This window comes from uncultured Draconibacterium sp. (genome assembly GCF_913060805.1).
In the GTDB taxonomy this organism is placed as follows: domain Bacteria; phylum Bacteroidota; class Bacteroidia; order Bacteroidales; family Prolixibacteraceae; genus Draconibacterium.
Window position 1 is genome coordinate 1 of sequence record NZ_CAJXTC010000058.1, and the last position, 20,557, is coordinate 20,557.

The following is a 20,557-nucleotide window of genomic DNA, read 5'->3' on the forward strand; positions in this document are numbered from 1 at the left end:
AGCGGGAAACGGGACTCAAACCCGCGACCCTTAGCTTGGAAGGCTAATGCTCTATCAACTGAGCTATTCCCGCTTATAGTCTACTGGCAAAAAATGCCGTGCAAAATTACAACTTTTTTCGAAACAACCGAATATTTTTTGCTACTCGTGTGCTTTTTTTTCAATTTTTCTCATTTTTCTTTTTGCAAAGCGAAATTCAAAAAATCATTTCAAAAGCTTCAATATCCTGCAAAGCACTACATTTTCAGCTGTCTTCAGAACGCCCCTGAAAAGGGTGTGCAAATGTAAAAATATTATTTTAAAAAACTAAAATTTGAGCTTTAATTTTTAAATATTATTTACTCTTCAATTTTTCCTTGTATTTAACAAGCTGTTTCTTAATAGCATCGATAGCTAAATCTGTCGCTTCTTCAAACGTATCTGCCTGCTTTTTGGCGAACAAATAATCTTGAGAAGGAATGGAAATCTTTAACTCAGAAACCTTATTGTTTGCTGCTTCGGGCTTCGCAACCTTAAGCGTTACATCAGCCTTTAATATACCATCAAAAAAAGTATCCAGTTTGTTTACTTTTTTGTTTACGAATTCCACCAACTTCTGGTCGGCGTTAAAATGCACTGAATTAATTTTTACTTCCATAATCAATCGTTTTTACCACCACGAGGGTGGGCTTGTTTATAACTCTGTTGCAGCTTCTCGAATGTTGTATGTGTATACACCTGAGTTGCCGCCAAATTTGCATGCCCCAGCAATTCTTTTACTGCATTAAGATCGGCACCGTTATTCAACAAATGAGTTGCGTAAGTATGCCTCAAAACATGCGGACTTTTCTTTTCAAGAGATGTTACCCTGGCTAAATTACTTTTTACAACGCGGTAAACCAGTTTTTCGTAAATCTGCTTTCCTTTTTCCGTTACAAATAAATAGCCACTATTGTTTACGATTTCGTCGTTTCTTACATCTACGTAATCATTAAACAATTGGTTAATCTCTCTTGGATATGGAATAATCCTTTCTTTATTCCGCTTCCCCAGCACCTTTATAAGGTATTCGGCGGTGTTAAAATCCCGATCTTTCAGGTTGATTAACTCTGCCAAACGAATGCCGGTTCCGTAAAATAACGAAATGATCAATTTATCTCTCCTCCCCCTGAAACCATTATCAAAAAGATCATCATCTAATAAATGGTTCAGATTATTCTCCTCAACAAAATGGGGTAGCTTCTTCCTAATTTTAGGAAGCGGAACATTTATAGCCGGATTGACATCGACAACCTGTTCGCGAAGCAAAAAGTTATAAAACGACTTTACCGCCGTCATCATTCTGCTTACCGAACTCGGACTATAATCGTGCTCCATTAAGTCTACCACCCAAGAACGCAGTAGTTTGAGGTCAACATCTTTAACAACAAAATCCCCGACCATTTTTGTGCAAAATTCCACAAACCGATCGAGGTCTTTTTCATATGCCTTCACCGTATGAGGAGAATATCTCTTCTCATACTTTAAAAAATTGATAAACGATTCCTGATAACTCATTGGCCATCTAAACTAATAATTCAGGAATCACCAAAGAAAACTTTAGTCTTCCTGTTGCTGCAAACCTTGTACGTATGCTGCCTTTTTCAATTCTTCCCTTCTTCTTACAGAAGGCTTGGTGAACTTCTGACGATCGCGTAACTCTTTAATAACGCCAGTTTTCTCGAATTTTCTCTTGAACCTTTTCAAAGCTCTTTCAATATTTTCGCCTTCTTTAACCGGAATAATAATCATATCTTTCGGATTTACATTTTAAAAATTGAGGCGCAAATTTAGAAATAATTCATAGTATATCAAATTTAAAGCAAAAAAATAATAATTCCTATCGCGAAAAAATAGTTTTCACTTTTTTAACGACAGGTAACATATGGCCTTACTTTATCAATAAACTCAGCGTCAATCGATTCAAGTACCTCGAGGTCTGATAATTTTTTTATGGGTCCGTTTTTATCCTTTTCATTTAGTATGTCGTTTACGTTCGATTTATCAAAATATGGGTGTCTGATCAATTCTGAGAACTCGGCATAATTAATCCGAATCGGTTTTATCGCTGTTGTATCAATAGTAACAGAAGGTTTTACGGCCGCAAAAAGTTCTTCTGTAAAACCATAAACCTCCATTAACTGATTTACATTACAAAAGCCACCAAGCAAGTTTCGGTATTTTACAATGCGCGATGCATAAACCGACCCAACCCCTTTTAATTTTACAAGATCGGAAGTATCTGCACTATTTAATTCAATCGTAAACAGTTCTTCCGGTACTTCCTTTTCCGGCTCTGCGACGTTATCAATTTTTACGTAAGGATAAACGCGTTTATAAGTTGCCGAATCGAGCCCGTAAATTTTTAGGAGATCGTCGGGCTGGCGGTAACCTCCTCCGCTGTTTCGATACGACACAATATTATTGGCCTGGTAAGAACTAAAACCAAAGTCTTCCAATGCCTCTTTGCTCGCCGTATTCGGATCGAAAAATCCTACAGGTGGTTCTACCTTCGGCTCTTCCTTATTGTTTGTTTGCGTCTCGACTGTGGCTTTTGGAATGAGAATATAGGAAGCGATATGCTGAAACAACGAGTCACTCATTCCATAGAGTTTTCGCACATCGTTTTTCGATTTAAAACTTCCACCGGCAGCACGGTACCTAATCAGGTTCCGTTTAATTTGCGCTGGCAAATCCAACGAATCAAGCGCACTTTCCTCAATGGTATTCGGATTAAAATTAAAAAGACTTAATAGCTCAGCATTGTCATTTGCCTGCCAGGCGGCATTCCACTGCGCCTGAATTTCTTCAAATTGTTCCGGCGTATAATACGGTTTGGGCGCAATTCTTTTTACATAAGCATTAGCCCCCAGCAACAGCAAAATCAAAACTGATAATATAATGATACCTACCCGGTCGCCACGGGAATAGGAAAGAAAACCATTTTTTATTTTGAGCCAGGCTTTTCTCATTGCATCTGGGCTAAATAGTTGACAGTGATTGACGTTCTGCTAAGTTACAATATTGAAATTAAGTAAGCAAAACTATACAATCGTGCCGGCATATTCCCAAACACAATACGAAGACCGAATAGTGGATTTTATACCTCTATCGAAAAAATAATTAGTGGCAATTAGAATTTCAACAGACCGAAATTATTCAGCATTACAATGGCAATTGCGATAGGTGCAATAAATTTCACCAGGAACATAAATATCGACAACAATGCACCTGACAGTGTTCCTCCCTGTGCCACTTCTTCCTTAACCTTCTTACGGCCGAAATGCCAACCTATAAACAAGGCAATGAACATTCCACCAACCGGCAGGAATAAGTTAGCCGAAATCCAGTCCATTAAGTCGAAAATATTCAACCCGAAGAATGTATATGGTGATAATACGCCCATTGAAAGCGAACATAAAACACCTAAAATTGAAATGAGAACGGTTGCCAAAACTGTAGATGCCTTTCGGCCCATATTGAATTCTTCTTTAAAATAGGCCACCACAACCTCAAGAATTGAAATTGACGATGTTAATGCAGCTACGGAAAGAAGCACAAAAAACGCGATTGAAAATATATAACCACCCGGCATTTGGTGGAACACATTTGGTAGCGTAACGAAAATCAGTCCGGGTCCCTGACTTGGCTCAATGCCAAAAGCAAACACCGCCGGGAAAATTGCAATCCCTGCCATCAGTGCAATTACTGTATCGGCAACTGTTACATTTATAACCGTACTTACCAGGTTATTATCTTTTTTAATATACGATCCGTAGGTAATAAGCGTACCCATTCCTAAGCTAAGCGTAAAAAACGCGTGACCCAATGCACTTAAAATACCGTCGGCAGTAAGTTTTGAAAAATCTGGTTTAAACAAAAAGTTCAGACCGGCTTTAGCTCCTTCAAGCGAAACCGATTTAACACACAAAAACACGAGAATAACAACCAACAACGGCATTAAAATCTTCGTGTATTTCTCAATCCCTTTCTGAATACCAACAATAACAATTGCTGCACTCATTACCATAAATATTAGCTGAAATACTACCGGCTTAACAGGTGATTCAATAAGCGTAGTAAATAACATTCCTATCTCATCAGGACTTTTTGCTGAGAAGCCGTTTTTAAGAGACAGAACAATATATTCGATGCTCCAACCGGCAACAACGCCGTAAAACGATAAAATCAGAAATGCGGCTCCTACGCCTAAAATACCAATATAACGCCAGGGTGTTCCAGGAGCAAGAAGTTTAAACGCACCAAATGCATTTTTCCTCGAGCTTCTACCAATTATTAACTCCGATAACATAACCGGGATTCCGATTGCAAGAATAAAAGCGAGGTAAACAAAAAGGAAAGCTGCACCGCCGTACACTCCGGCGATGTATGGAAATTTCCAAATATTACCCAAACCAACTGCCGAACCGGCAGCAGCTGCTATAACACCAAATTTTGAACTAAATGAATCGCGGTTACCCGAAGGAAGATTTGACATAGAAAATAATATTTTGAGAGCTGTTCTCTCCTTTAACTAACAATATGTAAAAATTTAAGCCCCAAAAATGCAAAAAAATAATTCATAACAAGCACGCCAAACAAAAAAACGAGTAAGAATTACTTTTAATCTAAAAGATTTAAAATGGATAACCAATGGCAAACGAAAAAGTAAAGTCGTCGCCTTTATATCCGCGGTTGCCAATAATCCACCGTTCTCCCTGAACAGCAGCCGGATCGCGAAGTTTCATACCAATATCGGCACGAAGAATAAAATACGATAAATCGAAGCGGAAACCGGTTCCGGTACCAACAGCAAACTGTCTGTAAAACTTATTGAATTTAAAAACGGCACCCTCGCGGTTATCAATACTGTTAATCGCCCAAATGTTACCGGCGTCTAAAAACAGTGCACCTTCCAACGAGCCTAACAAACGAAATCTGTATTCGATGTTGGCCTCAAGTTTAATATCCGATGATTGGTTTGGATAAGCATTCTCATCTTCCGGAGTGTAAGTACCCGGTCCCAAGGAACGAACTTGCCACGCCCGGATTCCATTCGCTCCACCGGCAAAATATTGCTTTTCAAAAGGCAGGAAAGGTGAGTTTCCGTAGGGTAATCCAACTCCTCCAAATAGTCGGCCCACAACGTAATTATATCGGTCAATCTGAAACGCTTTCCGCACTTCCAGATCGGCTTTTACATACTGCGCAAAACGAATATTAAATACTTTATAATATTCAGAAATTTCATTGGTAACCGAATCTTCCTCATAAGTAAGATCACGACCTGCAAGTTCCGATAGTGCCCAGAGAACGTTTCCCGACGACTCAAGATTCAAACGTGCGTAGGTATAATTTTTATTTGACGACAGCCGCTGGTTGTTAAAGATCAACGAGTAGTTCATCGCAAAAATCAAGTGGTCGGTAAAACTACTTTTAATGTAAAGATCCTGGATCGAATTAATAAAATCGGGATCGAATTCGTACAATCTAACCACGTTCATGTCCAGAAAATTCCAGAGGTGCTGGTAGTTTTGCGAGGTTTTCCAGTCGTAACCAATCTTAAAGTTGGTAATGGTTCGGGTATACTCCGGCCGGCGCTGGAAGTTGTAACCGGCGTTAAAAACAGTTTTCGGCAAATACTTTCCAAAACTTTTTATGTATTTACCCGGCCCCAATAATTTAGGAACCATCAAACTCGATTCAACACCAAACTCACGTGTATTAAAAGCTTCAGTTCCGTTCGGCACTTTTCGGTGCAAACGTTCGGTTGCCCCTTTTAACCGCACCTGAAATACCTCGGCACCCTTAAACAGGTTTCGGTGCTGGTAATAAATATTTCCGGCCACACCTAAATTACCCGATGTGTTGGTGCCCTCAATGTCAAACGAAGTTGATTGTTTATTTAAAGGCGCCAGGCGAATATTACAGTCGAGCAAATTAGTGTCTTGTTCCGGATAAGTTTCACTAAACTGAATATCAACAAAGCGAAACTGGCGCAGTCGGTTCAGTGCATTAAAAGTATTTTCAACCTCAGTAATGTTATACAGGTCGCCACTTTGCATTTGGTTGGTTCGTATGAAAAGCCCCGGCGGATACGAAATCTGATCGTTGGCATAAAGTATTGAATTATCCCAAAACAGCGTATCGGAGAAATCAAAATCTTGTCTGCGATTGGAAGTAACCGGCGTATTTCCGGGCATCACCGAATAGTAAAAATTATTCAAATAATATGGCTTCAACAACTTTGTGCTGTCCACCTGGCTCGAACGTGTTTCGCCAATAAAAAGATCGAGAATTACCTGTTTATCGTAAAGTGTTGAGTCGGCCAGATAACGAACCTGGTTGTTCGAGAAATAATAGTACCCGTTGTTTTGATATAAACTTACTATCCGTTTCTGCTGCTTTTCCAGCTCGTAAATATCGAAAGCAGTTCCGGGTCGCATTTGATATTTAGCCGAATCGTTAAAAAATATCTTTTGTAATTCAGGCGTTTCGAAATGATAATTTACGCGTCGTATTTTATACTGATCGCCCGACTCAACGGTGAATTTAAGTTTCGCTTTTCGCTTCTTTTCGTTAAACTGAACATCCTGGTTAATTTTTGCTTGGTAGTAGCCACGTTGCCCCATGTATGCTTCCAGTTGTTCGGCCGAACGTTCTGCCATAACTTTATCGTACAACTGCGGCGCCTCCCCTATTCGTTTCAGCCAATCGTCGGTCTTTTTCTTCGACGACATATTGTACAGCAACAGATAAAACTTAATAAAACCGAGGATCTTGTAGTTTTCCTTTTGCCGTAAAACAGATTTGGCTTCTTCCCTGCTCACCTCCTGGTTATCAATTTCAAGCTCCACCTTTTGCAACAAATACTCTTGCTCCGGAACAAAACGCGTTTGAGAACACGATGCAAGCAGCATTGCAGATAAAACAAATATCCACTTGTAGCTTCCAATTTTTCGCCTGTAATACTTCTCTGCCAAATCCTACAACTTTTATTGATCAAAAATAACCAAGTGTTTTTTTAGAAACAGTAACTTTACCACAAATATTATGAATTCAGTTCAAAAATAAATGATTGGTAAAAGTACAACAAAACTTATTAATTCGCTGGCTTTAAAAAAATACCGTTCAAAAGAAAACAGCTTTCTTGTTGAAGGAGATAAAATGGTGAAAGAAGCTCTGGATTCCGACTTGAAGATCAAACTATTAGTCGTTACCGATCAATTCTTAAGCCGCTATCCGGTTTCGCAAAACGATGCAGAAAGAATTATAGAAACCGATGCGAAAGAACTGAAAAAGGTGAGCTTGTTGCAACATCCGCAAAACAGCCTCGCCGTTTGCGAGATTCCTAAAAAACCGGTTTTCCCAAATTCGCTGCCCGAAGGTTTATCCATTTACCTTGATGGAATTCAGGATCCCGGCAATATGGGAACCATTGTACGCATTTGCGACTGGTACGGCATTCAGCATGTTCTTTGCTCGCCCGATTCCGTTGACCTATACAACCCAAAAGTAATTCAGGCAAGTATGGGTTCTTTCAGCCGCATAAAACTGCATGAATGTGATTTTGATGAACTCGCCGGGTTGGCACAAAAAGCAGAAGCGCCCTTGTTTGGAGCATTTATGAATGGCGATAACATTTACCGGAAAAAACTTCCAAGACAAGCCGTACTTGTAATGGGTAACGAAGGAAACGGGATAAGACCGGAGGTTGAAAAATTTATTACTGATAAGCTGAGCATTCCAAATTTCTCGGAAAATGAAATAAAAGCAGAATCGTTGAATGTTTCGGTTGCTACGGCAATACTTTGCTCCGAGTTTAAACGAGCTTATTCAAAGTGAAATGAGAGGGTGAAAATCTTCGATCGCAGATTTTTTATCGACTGTGCGTAATATAAACGCTGCTGACCGCCCGGGAGATCGCCCAGCTGATCATTCAAACCAAAACTAAATTTGGCTTCTACCGAGAATCGGAAAAACGCAAAGTAGTGATCCCAGCCACCGCCAACTTCGGCATAAAAACCACCGCTCTTTAACTTTATCAGGTCTTCCTGTGCAGTTCGCGAAATATCCTGACGATAGGCGCCACCAAAAATAACATAAGGCCGGTCGTTGTTAATACGTCGGGCCTTGTATTTCAATAACAGTGGAAAATCGAGGAAAGTAGATCGAATGGTATAGAACGAAAGATCTTCCTCATACACATTTACATCTCTTACCGGTACATTAAAAGTCAATTGCCGCTCGCCAAACGACAAGCCTGGCAAAAAACGCAGGTTGAAATCTTTTGAGAGTCTCATACTGGTAACAATCCCAACGGTAAACCCGGGAATTAATGTTGCCACATCAGAACGGATTTCGCTATCCCAAATAATACGATCCTGCGGATATGGAACAAACTCAGGATTTTCGCCAATTGGATTGTAATTCACCACATTAAAATCGAGGGTATTCATTCCGATGGTAAAACCAAAATGAAAAAGCTTATCATCAAAAGTTGTCAGGTAGTTAATTTTTTGCTTTTGGGCAAAAACACTACAACCTGCAATAAGGAATATGATTGAGATTAAAACTTTCTTCACCTTCTTAATGTTGCTTTTATGAAAAACAAAAAAACGAATAATTTATTGTTCGCTATGTTTTAATTGTTGGGTTTATGTGCCTTGTAAATTGAGGCGATTCCAAAAGTCTGCCGATAACATTCATTCTGAACAAAACCAACATCGGCTAAAATAGTTAAAAATCTGTCACCATCCGGGAATTCATTTACCGATTCGGGCAAATAAGTGTAGGCTCGGCTATCTTTCGACACCATTCTTCCGATTAACGGCAAAATGCGCATAAAATAAAACATGTAAATCTGCTTAAACGGGAAACTAACCGGTTTCGAGAATTCGAGCACGAAAAATACACCGCCGGGTTTTAACACACGCTGAATATCGGAAAGTCCTTTTTCAAGATTCTCGAAATTTCGCACTCCAAAACCAACAATGGCTGCATCAAAAGCACCATCGTCGAAAGGCAGGTTTTCCGAATCTGCTTTTTGAAACTTGATTTGGTCGTCAAGCTTTTTGGCTTTTATTTTTTCTCGTCCAACATTCAACATTCCTTCCGAAATGTCGATGCCGGTAACTTTTACATCGCCAAGTTTTAACGCGGCAATAGCAAAATCGCCGGTACCCGTTGCAATATCAAGGATATTCTTGGGCTCATATGGTCGCAGTTTTTTAATGGTTTTTCTGCGCCATATTTTATCAATATTCAATGATAATACATGGTTCAGTAAATCATATTTCGGAGAGATATTATCGAACATCTCCTCCACCTGACCTTTCTTGGATTGTTTTGATTGCTTATAAGGAAGGGCTGCCATTAAGATCCAACAGTCATTTTATCGATGTAACCTAACGACTGATCGTCAATTCTGATCTCTCCTTTGGTAACATGCCCTAAAGTAAAGAATGGCACATTTATTTCCGACATCGCGTCAACGAATTCATCCTCTTTATCGGGATGCACGCCAACGATTAAACGTCCCATTGATTCGCCAAAAAGGAATGCATCGTTTCTGGTTTCTGCATCGGAAGTAATATCAAATCCCAGTTCATTTGGAATAGCAGCACGTAGCAAGGTAAAGAAAAGTCCACCTTTTCCAACCGGGCTGGCGCTTTCTATCAACTTTTTATCGAGCAAGGTTTTAATTGCTTTTTGAACGGCAATTTCATCTTCGATATTAAATGCCGGCAATGCCGACTCTGAAATACCATGGTAAAATTCGAGGTATTCTGATGAATTGATATCGTCTAGCGATCGGCCAATTACAAATATGTGATTGCCCTTATTTTTGAAACTATGGGTAATCAAGTTTTCACCTTCGGGCACCTGTGCCATAATACTGATAATGATTGTTGGCGGCACCGGGCCGTGTTGCGAGAAATGATCGAAGCGAATTTTTCTATCCGATATTTTTAGTCCAAACTTTGCTGCGGCATTTTCAAGGCCCTTTTTAGCACCGGATGCGATAAACTGTCCGTTTGGATCGGCAAAGTCAATGTGATACAAAAATGCACTTACGGCGAAAGGCTGCGCTCCGAAACACAACATCTTACGCGTAGCACGCGATATTAAAATTTCTGTTGCTTTCTGCGGATCACTTTCTAAATGGTGATGAAAAGCGTGCGTACTCATTGCCATTCGTCTACCATTACCTTCCAACTCAAAAATACCTATTTCGTCGGTTTCGCTTTCACCAATCGATTCGGGCGAAATTCCCTGATCACTAAAATCATTGAAATAGTTAATGGTTGATAAGTTGGGATTAACCATTAAGGAAAACACGATCTCCTCCAGGTTCTCCGGTTCAGGAATCATATCGATCGAGAACTCTTTTTCAGTCTGAACAGCATTACTCATACAGCATTTCTTTTCTTGTTAACCTAAAGCAAAGGTAATTAAGTAGCCGATTCTACCATAGATTTTAAAGTATTTTTTAACGCCCGGTGCTGTTGGCATACGCCGGATTTAGAATTTTTGATACATAAGTTTAAATAACCTGACGACGGATATCCGGTTTGGCATTGCTGCCGCTGGCAAAAGCTGTATTCTGTTACTGTAAAGGACAATAATTTAATTAACTTTGCATCTCAATTTCAAAAATAATGTCAGAAGCTATTGTAATTACTCCGGTTAAAGATTCGTTGCAAACGACCAAACGCACAATTAATGCTATAATGGAAGCCGGTGGCAATTTTTCGTATTATGTATTTAACGATTTTAGCCAACCCGAAACGAAACAATACCTTGATTCGGCAGCTAAAGAACTCGGGTTTACCGTTGTACACCTTGAAGATATTACTGATACGCCGTCGCCTAATTACCAAATCGTTCTGCAGAAATCGCAACAACTTGCACTCGAAGCAGGAGTTCCTTTAATTATTATTGAATCGGATGTTGTAGTAAAAAAGGATACCATTCAGAGCTTACTCGACATTATGAAGGCCGAGCAAAAACCGGGTTTAATTGGAGCCATCACCGTTGACGAAAATGGTGATTATAATTTCCCGTATAATTTTGAGAAAACGAAAAGTGACGATGTTATTGACACATCGCACAGCTTAAGTTTTTGCTGTACACTAATTACGGTTCCTTTTCTTGAAAAATTTGATTTTAAAGAATTAGCAAAAGATAAAGACTGGTTTGACGTTTTTATTAGCCGTCAATCGAAAAAAATTGGTTTTACCAACTACCTGGCAAAAGGTGTACGGGTTTTACACCTGCCCCACTCTAGCAGACCGTGGAAAAATCTTAAATACAAAAATCCGGTGCTTTATTATTTAAAAAAGATATTTTTAAAGCGCGATAGAATTTAAATGCGAAAACACTTATTAAATAAACGTAACAAGATTATCGGGCATATTCTTTTTTGGATGGCCAGCGTTGTTTTTTTGTGTTTTATCTTTTTCATCTACAGCCGCGAATTTACGTTAACAACCATTGCAAAATCAGTGGTTATAAATGCCGGTTTTGCGCTGGGAGTTTATTTCAACCTGAATATTCTTATCCCGCGGTTTCTTATCCGGAAACAATACATTTATTACATCTTCTGGTTGGTTGTACTCATTTCAATCAGCAGTTTGTTTGTTCAATTGCTAATTGTTTATCCACTAAGGCAATTCCTCGAGGTATCTGAGCAATTACAATCGCTTAGTACCGAAACGCACTCCGCATTTTTCTTTGCCACACTTTTTTATATCGGGATAACTACATTTTTAAAGCTGTTTAAAGATTGGTTGTCGTTACAGGATTTGAACTACAAACTGGCCAAAACTGAAAAAGGCAAACTTGAAGCAGAGTTAAAATCATTAAAAGGACAGCTGAATCCACACTTTCTTTTCAATTCGCTTAATAACATTTATTCATTGTCGCTTATTAACTCCGATAAAGTTCCGGACCTAATTTTGCGTCTTTCTGATTTAATGCGCCATATTATTTACGAATCGAAGGATAACTTTATTAGCTTGCGAAAAGAGATAGAGTTTGTCGATAATTTTATTGCACTTCAACGAATAAGAGTTACTGAAAATACCGTTATTAATTACGAAAAACCTCAAATTACGAGCGCTTCTTACATTGCGCCGTTGTTGTTTGAGCCGTTTATCGACAACGCCTTTAAACACGGGCTACCAGGAACAGAAAATGATTACATAAATATTTCCTTCAGTATATCCGAAGACTGGCTAAATTTTGATCTTGAAAACAATTTTGCGGAGCCGGAGAATTTTGACTCGAAAAATTCGGGGATTGGAATTGCAAACGTAAAACAACGACTAAAACATCTATATCACGCTAACGACTATCAACTTGTTGTAAATCAAAAAGAATCTACTTATTCAGTTCATTTAAGACTAAAACTTAAAGACCATGGCAATTAAAGCTCTTATAATCGACGATGAACCCCTTGCCCAAAATGTTATCAAACAATATGCGCTAAAAATTCCTTCGCTCGACATTATCGGAGCCTGTAACGACGCGATTTGTGCCCAGGAGTTTTTACTCAAAAATGAAGTAGATCTTCTTTTCCTTGACATAAACATGCCAAAACTTTCAGGTATTTCTTTTCTAAAAAACCTGAATAAAAATGTAATGGTGATTTTCACCACGGCTTACTCGGAATATGCTCTGGAAGGTTATGAGCTTAATGCTTTGGATTATTTAAAAAAGCCATTTTCTTTTGAGCGCTTTTTTAAAGCTTTTGTGAAGGCCGAAGAAATGTATTGGCTAAAAAATAAAGCCGAAAGTTCACCGGAGAGTGAGACAAGTGCTGATTTTCTATTTATCAAATCGAACAAAAAGACGATCAAAATCAGATTTACCGATATACTTTACATCGAAGGTTTAGGTGACTACATTAAAATACACGTAGTAGATGATAAGTTCGTTACGAATCTATCGATGAAAAAAATTCATGCGCTTTTGCCACAGGACAACTTTTATCGTACGCATAAATCATTTATTGTTTCAGTTGACAAAATTGAATCACTTGAGGGCAACATGGTTTCCATTAATGGCGAGAAGCTTCCTATTGGCAACAGTTACCGCCAAGACTTTTTTGCCTATATAAATAGGTTTACTGCCGATTAATCAGCCAAAAATCCCTGAGCTTTTATTGTTTCCAACATCTTCGCTGAAAAGAATTCATTATCGCTCTTTTTGTATCTAATGTCGGTGAAAACCTGTGCTAATGTCTGTTTTCCATTTTCTGCCACAAAAGATTTTGATGACTCCAGACTCTCTTTAAACGCATATAATTCATTAATTCGTTCGCTATCGTAGTCTTGGTATAATTCGTCGTGAATAATGCCTTCTACGGGGATTCTATCCGTTAATTCTGGTATTTCTTCAGGATAACCGATCGCTACGGTAGTTACGGGAAATGTTAGCTTGGGTAATCCAAGTACTTCAATATGTTCTTTTGCATTGTAAGCAGTTGTTCCTAGGTAGCAAATTCCCAATCCATTATTCTTAGCTGCGATACAAACATTTTGCGCGGCAAGCGAAGTATCGATAACCGCATTGGTAAAAGAAATCAGATTGTCGTACCCCGGTTGAGCGTCATTATTCAGGCACCACTTTGAAAAACGATTAAAGTCGGCCACAAAAGTTAACAGTACAGGAGCATTTTTAGCAACAGGCTGATTAAAATGTAATGGAAGTAGTTTTTCTTTTCTTTCAATATCCTTTGTTAATATTACACTATACAACTGCATATTACCCGTTGTAGAGGCTCTTGTACCTGAATATATGATACTTTTTAATAAATCCGGGCTAATAGCCTTATCAGTAAATTTTCGAACGGATACGTGCTTATTTAATAACTCCATATAACCTGCTTATTTAAAACTTAGAGAACACAAAAGTATTGAAAATAAAAAAAGGGAAGCTAAATGCTTCCCTTTTTAATCAATCAATTCGGTATTACTTTTTAATAATCCTTTCTGATTTAACGATTTCGTCGTTCGAAATTAATGTCACAACGTAAACGCCAGTGGTCAGATTACCAGTACGGATTTCATAACTAGGATATTCAATATCTAGAACACGTTGACCAGCAATGTTAGAAACAACTACACGGTCAAGTTTGTCTGCATTTTCAATTCTAATGAAATCATTGAATGGGTTAGGATAAACCTTGAACTCAAGAGTTTCTGGTTCAAGCACCTCAACATCTGTTGGATAGTCTGCACCAGTTGTGAATTCCCAAGCTCCTGTTTCTCCATCCCATGGAAGACCATCTCCTGTAACAATACCACTATCTACAGCAACTGTATAAGTAGTATTCACGTCAAGCATTGCTCCCAATTCCATATAATCGTAGTCTACAGTTATTGTGTTACCATCAACCATATCTTCAGTAATTGGAATTTCAAGTGTAGCTTCAGTAGAATCTTTCTTAGTTACAGTTAAGTATCCCATTACTGATTCATTGAACATTACTTCATTCTCAAATACCATTGTGAATATAGTATGATTTGTTTCTACTGTATCAAGCGGAGTTACTGTTTCGATAGCTGGAGCTACACGATTAACAGCATCAACAGTTACAACTACTTCTTCAGTACAAGTACTATCAGTAGTATTATAGAAAGTGTATTCAACAACTCCTGCTTCTTCAGCAGTTAAGATTTCGCTGATAGTTCCGTATACAAACTCAGTAGTATCACCAACAAACATATTTACTAATGTATCCATGCTCATTGGGTAATCAAGATCAAGTGTATCAGCAACTTCAGGACTACACTCGTGAGCATCCATTACTGTAATAATTTGCTCTCCGCCACCTAAGGTTATAACACCATCAGTTAACATCGCTACTTCACCGTTAATCATTACAGTGTATGGAGCAACACCACCGGCAGGTGTAATAGTTACATCAGTTCCGCAACCATTAACTTCACCCACAACAACTGTTTGTGTAAGCTCATCACTAATCATCTGGTCAAATGTAACAGTATCTGGTTCAGAAATACATCCTAGATCAGCTCCAGGAATACTATCTACTACCCAAACTTCGTAGTGTTGATCAACAAGACTTTCATTGTCAAACATGAACACTTCTTTTAATGTGATTCCGTCTTCCTGTGTGAACCATTCTGATTCATAGTCAGTATCCGGATCAATTTCGTATTGTGTCCACATTACTTTGAACAAACGACCTTCTTCTCCAGTAACACTAACTTTAACAGAAGCTGCAGTATCACCTGAACATGTTACATCCATCATATCAAACATAATCGGCTCAACACGCTCGATATCGATTGATTCTGTTGTGTACTCACATTCATTAGCATCTCTAACAACAACCTGGTAGCTATTACCAATTTTTGTTAAGAACTGATTATTTGGTTGCCAATCAGTTTTTAATGTGTCGTTTCTCCATAATTGGTACTCAAGGTCTCCCGTTCCAACTAATGTATCAGGGAAAGTTACCTTAATAAATCCTTCTACAGCATCAGGACAAGTGAAGTTACCTTCAACGATATGAAGTTCAGCTTCCAATGCCAAAGGATCTTCAATAACTACAGTGTCAGTTCCAATACATTCACTTAAAGTATCAGTTACCACAACAACGTATGTACCAGCACCCACATTTGCTAAAGTATCACCCGCAATTCCATTAATACTAACGGTATACCCTCTGTCAGTACTTTCAAGATCCATTGTATCAACAATACTTACATTCGCATCATCAACAACAATCATTGCAGTAGTTTCACCATTACATTTAGGTAAATCAGTTACAGTAGCTACAACATCAACTACAACACTTGGTCCGTGAATAGGCACACGCCATCCATTAACTGGCATATCGTTTTCGTCAAATTCACCGCCAACAATACATCCTCTTGCATCCATCACCCAAACAATCCATGTTCCAGGTTCAGTTATGTCATTAAAAATGCTGTCTGACTGCCATGCCGAGCTATCTATAGCCGGTGGCACCAAAACATGTTCAGGTAGTTCAGAAAGAGCTGTGGCGTACATGTAAGGACCTTCACCACCAGTAGCCTGTACTGAGAATTTAGCAGGTTCTTTACATGTAAGATGCTGTATTCTTGTAGCACTTAATTCTAAGTACTCCTCTGCTTCATCTAACATTACTGTATCTAATTCTACAGGACATCCGCCTGGCTCATCTAAATCAGTAATTGTAATTACATATTTATCGGCAGGAAGACCGCTAAATACATTTGAATCCTGTACTAAAGTTACAGGTGTAGGCGAAATAGAAAGTTCGTAACTTCCAGTACCTCCCATAATATTACTTACAGTAATTTCACCGTCGGCGCCATCTTTACATGCTACAATTTCAGTTATAGCTGCTTCTGCAGTAATTGTATCAGGCTGTGTTATCACAATTGTTTCTGACATTACACAAGTAGCACCAAATTTACCATATCTATCAGTTACTTCTAAAGTATAAGTATCACCAGGCAAACCTGTAAATGTAATATCCGATACATCATCGTCAGACCTTTCAACAGTACTATCAGCATTGAAGAGGTAGAAATCGTAAGTATCATAATTACCACCAGTTACACTCACTTCAACACCACCATTATCGGTACATACATAGGTCGCATTTACAATTGTATCAATACTAATTACAATTGGATCTGGTTCAAGTATTGTAAATGTTTGTTTAGGTGCAGTACAACCTAAGGTGTCTTTTGCCCAAACATCATAAGTTCCAGGATCAGTAATCGTTACATTTGCTGTCCACCATATATCTCCTTCATAAGTAATCGTATCTTCCATGGCTTGCCACGAAGTTGTTCCCAACTTATACATCGGTTGGCCGGCATTTCCGCCTCTAACATAAAGTGCAACCATTCCATTAGCAGCACCAAAACAGCTAATAGGAGTTTCTTCAACGTCAAATATTAACATTTCTGGTTGCTCTACTTTTATAGTATCACTCCAGTCACCATCACAGCCACCTAAGTCTTTTACTTCAACAAAGTAATAACCAGCTTTCAGGTTTGTGAATGTAGTATCAGTAACTCCTATATATCCTGAAACAGTATCAGCTTCAGTTTTATCATCCTTATACAGCGTATAAACCAAGTTTCCTGAACCACCGGTAGCAGCAGCAATAGTAAATGAACCAACGCTGTCGCCGTAACATTCGATATCGTTTACAACTAATGCGGTATCAGAAATTACAACGGCTTCGTAACTTTTCACTACCATTTTTTCAGAGATAGCTCTCACGCCACAATAAGTATCATATAATACTGCAAACCATGGACCTGCAGCAGCCTGAACTTGTACAACTGAGTCTGGCATAGCTGTCATGTATGCAGGATCAGTAGTATATGCACCACCGTAAGTATTTGTTAGAATATACTTTAAGTTTGTCCAGTCGTAATTATCCGGAGCTTCAATGGTAATAATACCATCGTTATCGTCGTTACAAGTTGCATGTTCGGTAACCGATGCAGTTACTTTTAACTCATCAGGTTGCAGAACAACTAAGGTATCATAATTACTACTAATACATTCGAAATTATCAGCAGCCCAAACATAATAGGTACCAGCGCCAAGGTATGGGTAATCATCACCATTGTTTGGCATATCTTCAACTGCAGTTCCTCCAACAAATACACTATCAATATCCTGAGTTACAAACAGTGTAATCTCTCTGTTTTCGCCATCTCTTTCATCATGATTATAATCAATATCCGCATATGTTGAATCACCATAACAAACATTCATGGTATCACTTTCATCCCATTCAACAGTAAATTCAGTCAAGCTGTCTATCTCTACAGCTGCCTGCATATCAGTAATCTGGTTACAAGCTAAATCTCTTACATAAACCGTATAGGTACCAGCTTCTGCAGTAAGGGCATGATTATTATACCAGGTTGCACTATCTAACGAATATTGATAGGTACCACTACCTCCAATAACATCAACGATAATTAAACCATCGTTACCTCCATAGCAAGTAGGTTCAATCGTTTGAATACCGTCAATCATTAACGTATCTGGTTGTACAACCTCAATCGGAAGAGGTACATCACATCCAACACCTGTGGCGTTTTGTACGCTAACAGTGTAATTGCCTGCTGGAAGTAACCATGAAGACGTTGTATCCCAACTACCAACTACATCAATCATGTACTCATAACCAGAATTATTTCCACCGGTTATACTATCAATCGACACCCATGTACTGTCTCCATAACATTCAATAGAATCGGCCATCACAACGTATTTTATCTCTCCGTCAGCCTGAAGTGTAATTCTATTTTCTCCGTTAATTCCATCTCTGTATGGAACAGAGTCACAGCCAGTGGCAACATCTTTTACATATAATGCATAATATACAGCATCTAAGCCTGTGATTTCAATAATTGAGTCATTCGCACTTGACTCAACCCACTCATAAGTTGAATCAGCACTAACCACCATTGCAGCATAAGCACCAGCTGCTGATCCTGCAACATAATTGGTAATGGCCACATCTATCGCTCCTGTTCCAGGGGCAGCACATGTAACATCAGTAATTTCTATTTCAAATGCTACTTCCGCAGGAGCAACAAGATTTATTGTACTATCACTTTCGGCATCGCAGCCTAAAGTATCTATTACCGAAGCATAATATGAACCTTCCGGTACATTCATAAACTCTACAATTCCGGTAACAGTTGGAATTGTATCTTCGTCAAACACAGTCAGTGCATCTGCATCCCACAATTGTACAATCAAGGTATCGCCTGCACCTTCTGATACTTCAACCCAAATAGAAGCAGTACCATTGGCACACGCAATAGAATCAGTATATATAGTATCTACCACAGGAGCAACTGAAGCAGGAGCAACAACTGCAGTATCCCATGCAGCAATATTACTTAAGTCTACTAAACATGGATCAACACCTTCGCCTCTGTAATCGTATGCAGCAATAAAGTAAGTACCTGCCGAACGAGCAGCGGTTGATGACAAAACAGCATCGTCCATATAATCTGCAAATCCACCTTCCGCTCCACCTGCAATCCAATCGGCCTCAGACACATATAAATATCTGTAAGCATCGGCGGGAGCACCGTAAAGGTCAGTATAACCTCCTGTAAAATTAACCTTGATAGATCCTTGAGTTCCTCCACATTTAGGAGACTCTACATCAGAGGCCTGAATTTTTATGGAATCTACCAAATTCGCTTTAAAGGTAATAGGGTTAGAAACCATGGTATCAGTAGCTGTTTCAATAACAACCTGAATATCCACCGATGTACCCTCCGTTAAAGCAAAGGTTGAATCGCCGGGGAAATTCCCTGTTCCATCATAGTTATAAGAGAACGTAGCATCCTCTCCAAACCCTACAATTTTAAAATCGACTAGATCCATACTGTCACACACATCAGAAAGTGGTGTAACCAGCTCTATATTACCCTCACCCAGCGTCAAATCACCGGTTGGGGGCAGGAATTCCTGCGCCTTCACCATCGTGACACCGACGAACAGCATGAGTAACACCAAGCCAAAAAGCCTTGTAAACATTTTTCTCATAGCATTTTTTTTAAATTGAACTTAATTGATTGATTGATTTTAATTTATCTAATTCTTTAATCATTTTTCCCGACAATTTGTCTCTGTAAGTACAGTAAACTCTACAAACGTATAAAATTTTGCATCAATGTACAAAATATAACTTGCATAAAACGCATTCTTTTACACAATGTTTTCAACAGGGCCAAGTGAAATTCAAATCTTTCTATTTTACTGTTCTTTCATTTTTGGTTTGAACGCAATCCAAGCTCTGTATTTTAACGTATTTACATGCAATTTTAAACTTATTTTTTTAATTTCATATAATAAATAGCCTATTTTTTCGCTTATTTTTAATGAATAATGTTGAATAAATGAGAAATTTGAAACAAAAGTATACGGAGCCTAATGATTTTGTCCGATCTCGCTACTCAAAATTGACAAAATCATTCTACAAATATTCACTGGTGGCAATTATGCTATTTTTTTTAGCACTTTCTTTTAGTTCATGCAAATCGTGTAAATGTCCGGCATATAGTTATCAAAATATAGCGGATACAAATTTTGCAGAACATCCGAATAGTTAGGAGCACATTTCCCTATTTCAATTTTAACCAGGGAAAATCACCCGTTTTTACCCTAAACAGCCCATTTTTAAGGCAAACAAATCTATTTGACACATTTTCGAAACACCCAATTTTAGGCTTATCATATTGATAATTTGGTTTTTATTCAATTTTTAAGCCTGCGAGAATGCGATATTTTCACACTTCCTGAGGAATTGATCGAAAAAAACGACTTATTCTATTCTAAACACTTTAAGTAAATATTAAGGTTCGGACGAAAAAAAAAAGAGCCCTTGACTCAAACAATAAAATGTATTTACTTTGTGTCGCTTTTAACAAACAGGCAGTTAAAACCTGAAAGCGAAATAATTACAATAAATTTCTTTTAAATAAATTTAAACTTTCTCAACTATGAT

Annotated in this window: 15 protein-coding genes and 1 tRNA gene; 4 read left to right on the forward strand and 12 right to left on the reverse strand. The window is 38.4% G+C overall.

Annotated elements, in window-relative coordinates:
- From QZ576_RS21525 to QZ576_RS21555, 7 genes are all read right to left on the reverse strand, one after another.
- A tRNA-Gly gene (locus tag QZ576_RS21525) sits at window positions 1–73 on the reverse strand.
- A gap of 261 nt (window positions 74–334) precedes the next feature.
- Entirely contained in the window at window positions 335–637 is a 303-nt protein-coding gene (raiA, locus tag QZ576_RS21530) for a ribosome-associated translation inhibitor RaiA (RefSeq protein ID WP_297101440.1), read from the reverse strand.
- A gap of 2 nt (window positions 638–639) precedes the next feature.
- Complete coding sequence (locus tag QZ576_RS21535) at window positions 640–1,536, reverse strand: tyrosine-type recombinase/integrase (RefSeq protein WP_297101442.1); 897 nt, start codon at window positions 1,534–1,536, stop codon at window positions 640–642.
- 42 nt (window positions 1,537–1,578) lie between these two features.
- Complete coding sequence (gene rpsU / locus QZ576_RS21540; protein WP_038556031.1) at window positions 1,579–1,770, reverse strand: 30S ribosomal protein S21; 192 nt, start codon at window positions 1,768–1,770, stop codon at window positions 1,579–1,581.
- Window positions 1,771–1,886: 116 nt separating this feature from the next.
- On the reverse strand, window positions 1,887–2,990 hold the full coding sequence (locus tag QZ576_RS21545; RefSeq protein ID WP_297101448.1) for a helix-hairpin-helix domain-containing protein: 1,104 nt from the start codon (window positions 2,988–2,990) through the stop codon (window positions 1,887–1,889).
- Between the two features lie 161 nt (window positions 2,991–3,151).
- Complete coding sequence (locus tag QZ576_RS21550) at window positions 3,152–4,516, reverse strand: sodium-dependent transporter (protein ID WP_297101451.1); 1,365 nt, start codon at window positions 4,514–4,516, stop codon at window positions 3,152–3,154.
- 139 nt (window positions 4,517–4,655) lie between these two features.
- The gene (locus tag QZ576_RS21555; RefSeq protein ID WP_297101454.1) at window positions 4,656–7,001 is read right to left on the reverse strand and encodes a BamA/TamA family outer membrane protein; all 2,346 of its coding nucleotides are present in this window, start codon (window positions 6,999–7,001) and stop codon (window positions 4,656–4,658) included.
- Between the two features lie 91 nt (window positions 7,002–7,092).
- Between QZ576_RS21555 and QZ576_RS21560 the strand changes: the two genes are divergently transcribed.
- The gene (locus QZ576_RS21560; RefSeq protein ID WP_297101457.1) at window positions 7,093–7,863 is read left to right on the forward strand and encodes an RNA methyltransferase; all 771 of its coding nucleotides are present in this window, start codon (window positions 7,093–7,095) and stop codon (window positions 7,861–7,863) included.
- On the opposite strand, the gene QZ576_RS21565 is transcribed toward QZ576_RS21560, so the two are convergent.
- Genes QZ576_RS21565 through QZ576_RS21575 form a run of 3 tightly spaced genes read right to left on the reverse strand, consistent with a single transcriptional unit; the run spans window position 7,851 to window position 10,434 of the window.
- On the reverse strand, window positions 7,851–8,603 hold the full coding sequence (locus tag QZ576_RS21565) for a porin family protein (RefSeq protein ID WP_297101460.1): 753 nt from the start codon (window positions 8,601–8,603) through the stop codon (window positions 7,851–7,853). The genes QZ576_RS21560 and QZ576_RS21565 overlap by 13 nt on opposite strands.
- A gap of 59 nt (window positions 8,604–8,662) precedes the next feature.
- Entirely contained in the window at window positions 8,663–9,394 is a 732-nt protein-coding gene (ubiE, locus tag QZ576_RS21570; protein ID WP_297101463.1) for a bifunctional demethylmenaquinone methyltransferase/2-methoxy-6-polyprenyl-1,4-benzoquinol methylase UbiE, read from the reverse strand.
- Window positions 9,394–10,434: an AIR synthase-related protein gene (locus tag QZ576_RS21575; protein WP_297101464.1), complete on the reverse strand. Its 1,041-nt coding sequence runs from the start codon at window positions 10,432–10,434 to the stop codon at window positions 9,394–9,396. Before QZ576_RS21575 ends, ubiE begins: the two co-directional genes overlap by 1 nt.
- 245 nt (window positions 10,435–10,679) lie before the next feature.
- Between QZ576_RS21575 and QZ576_RS21580 the strand changes: the two genes are divergently transcribed.
- From QZ576_RS21580 to QZ576_RS21590, 3 genes are read left to right on the forward strand one after another with little or no spacing between them, the layout of a single operon-like run.
- Window positions 10,680–11,390, forward strand: a complete 711-nt coding sequence (locus QZ576_RS21580; protein ID WP_297101466.1) for a glycosyltransferase — start codon at window positions 10,680–10,682, stop codon at window positions 11,388–11,390.
- The gene (locus QZ576_RS21585) at window positions 11,391–12,452 is read left to right on the forward strand and encodes a sensor histidine kinase (protein ID WP_297101467.1); all 1,062 of its coding nucleotides are present in this window, start codon (window positions 11,391–11,393) and stop codon (window positions 12,450–12,452) included. It abuts the gene before it with no gap.
- Entirely contained in the window at window positions 12,442–13,161 is a 720-nt protein-coding gene (locus QZ576_RS21590; RefSeq protein ID WP_297101469.1) for a LytTR family DNA-binding domain-containing protein, read from the forward strand. The genes QZ576_RS21585 and QZ576_RS21590 overlap by 11 nt, the downstream gene beginning before the upstream one ends.
- Here QZ576_RS21590 and QZ576_RS21595 read toward each other — a convergent pair.
- Window positions 13,158–13,901: a nitroreductase family protein gene (locus QZ576_RS21595; RefSeq protein WP_297101470.1), complete on the reverse strand. Its 744-nt coding sequence runs from the start codon at window positions 13,899–13,901 to the stop codon at window positions 13,158–13,160. The genes QZ576_RS21590 and QZ576_RS21595 overlap by 4 nt on opposite strands.
- 94 nt (window positions 13,902–13,995) lie before the next feature.
- Window positions 13,996–19,596, reverse strand: coding sequence for a T9SS type A sorting domain-containing protein (locus QZ576_RS21600; protein ID WP_297101472.1), 5,601 nt, complete (start codon window positions 19,594–19,596; stop codon window positions 13,996–13,998).
- Window positions 19,597–20,557 lie beyond the last annotated feature (961 nt).

Coding starts and splice junctions, on each gene's coding strand:
- QZ576_RS21590 (WP_297101469.1), top strand. CDS start 12,442: ATGGCAATTAAAGCTCTTATAATCGACGATGAACCCCTTGCCCAAAAT.
- QZ576_RS21545 (WP_297101448.1), bottom strand. CDS start 2,990: ATGAGAAAAGCCTGGCTCAAAATAAAAAATGGTTTTCTTTCCTATTCC.
- QZ576_RS21585 (WP_297101467.1), top strand. CDS start 11,391: ATGCGAAAACACTTATTAAATAAACGTAACAAGATTATCGGGCATATT.
- QZ576_RS21550 (WP_297101451.1), bottom strand. CDS start 4,516: ATGTCAAATCTTCCTTCGGGTAACCGCGATTCATTTAGTTCAAAATTT.
- ubiE (WP_297101463.1), bottom strand. CDS start 9,394: ATGGCAGCCCTTCCTTATAAGCAATCAAAACAATCCAAGAAAGGTCAG.
- raiA (WP_297101440.1), bottom strand. CDS start 637: ATGGAAGTAAAAATTAATTCAGTGCATTTTAACGCCGACCAGAAGTTG.
- QZ576_RS21600 (WP_297101472.1), bottom strand. CDS start 19,596: ATGAGAAAAATGTTTACAAGGCTTTTTGGCTTGGTGTTACTCATGCTG.
- QZ576_RS21535 (WP_297101442.1), bottom strand. CDS start 1,536: ATGAGTTATCAGGAATCGTTTATCAATTTTTTAAAGTATGAGAAGAGA.
- QZ576_RS21560 (WP_297101457.1), top strand. CDS start 7,093: ATGATTGGTAAAAGTACAACAAAACTTATTAATTCGCTGGCTTTAAAA.
- QZ576_RS21575 (WP_297101464.1), bottom strand. CDS start 10,434: ATGAGTAATGCTGTTCAGACTGAAAAAGAGTTCTCGATCGATATGATT.
- rpsU (WP_038556031.1), bottom strand. CDS start 1,770: ATGATTATTATTCCGGTTAAAGAAGGCGAAAATATTGAAAGAGCTTTG.
- QZ576_RS21580 (WP_297101466.1), top strand. CDS start 10,680: ATGTCAGAAGCTATTGTAATTACTCCGGTTAAAGATTCGTTGCAAACG.
- QZ576_RS21595 (WP_297101470.1), bottom strand. CDS start 13,901: ATGGAGTTATTAAATAAGCACGTATCCGTTCGAAAATTTACTGATAAG.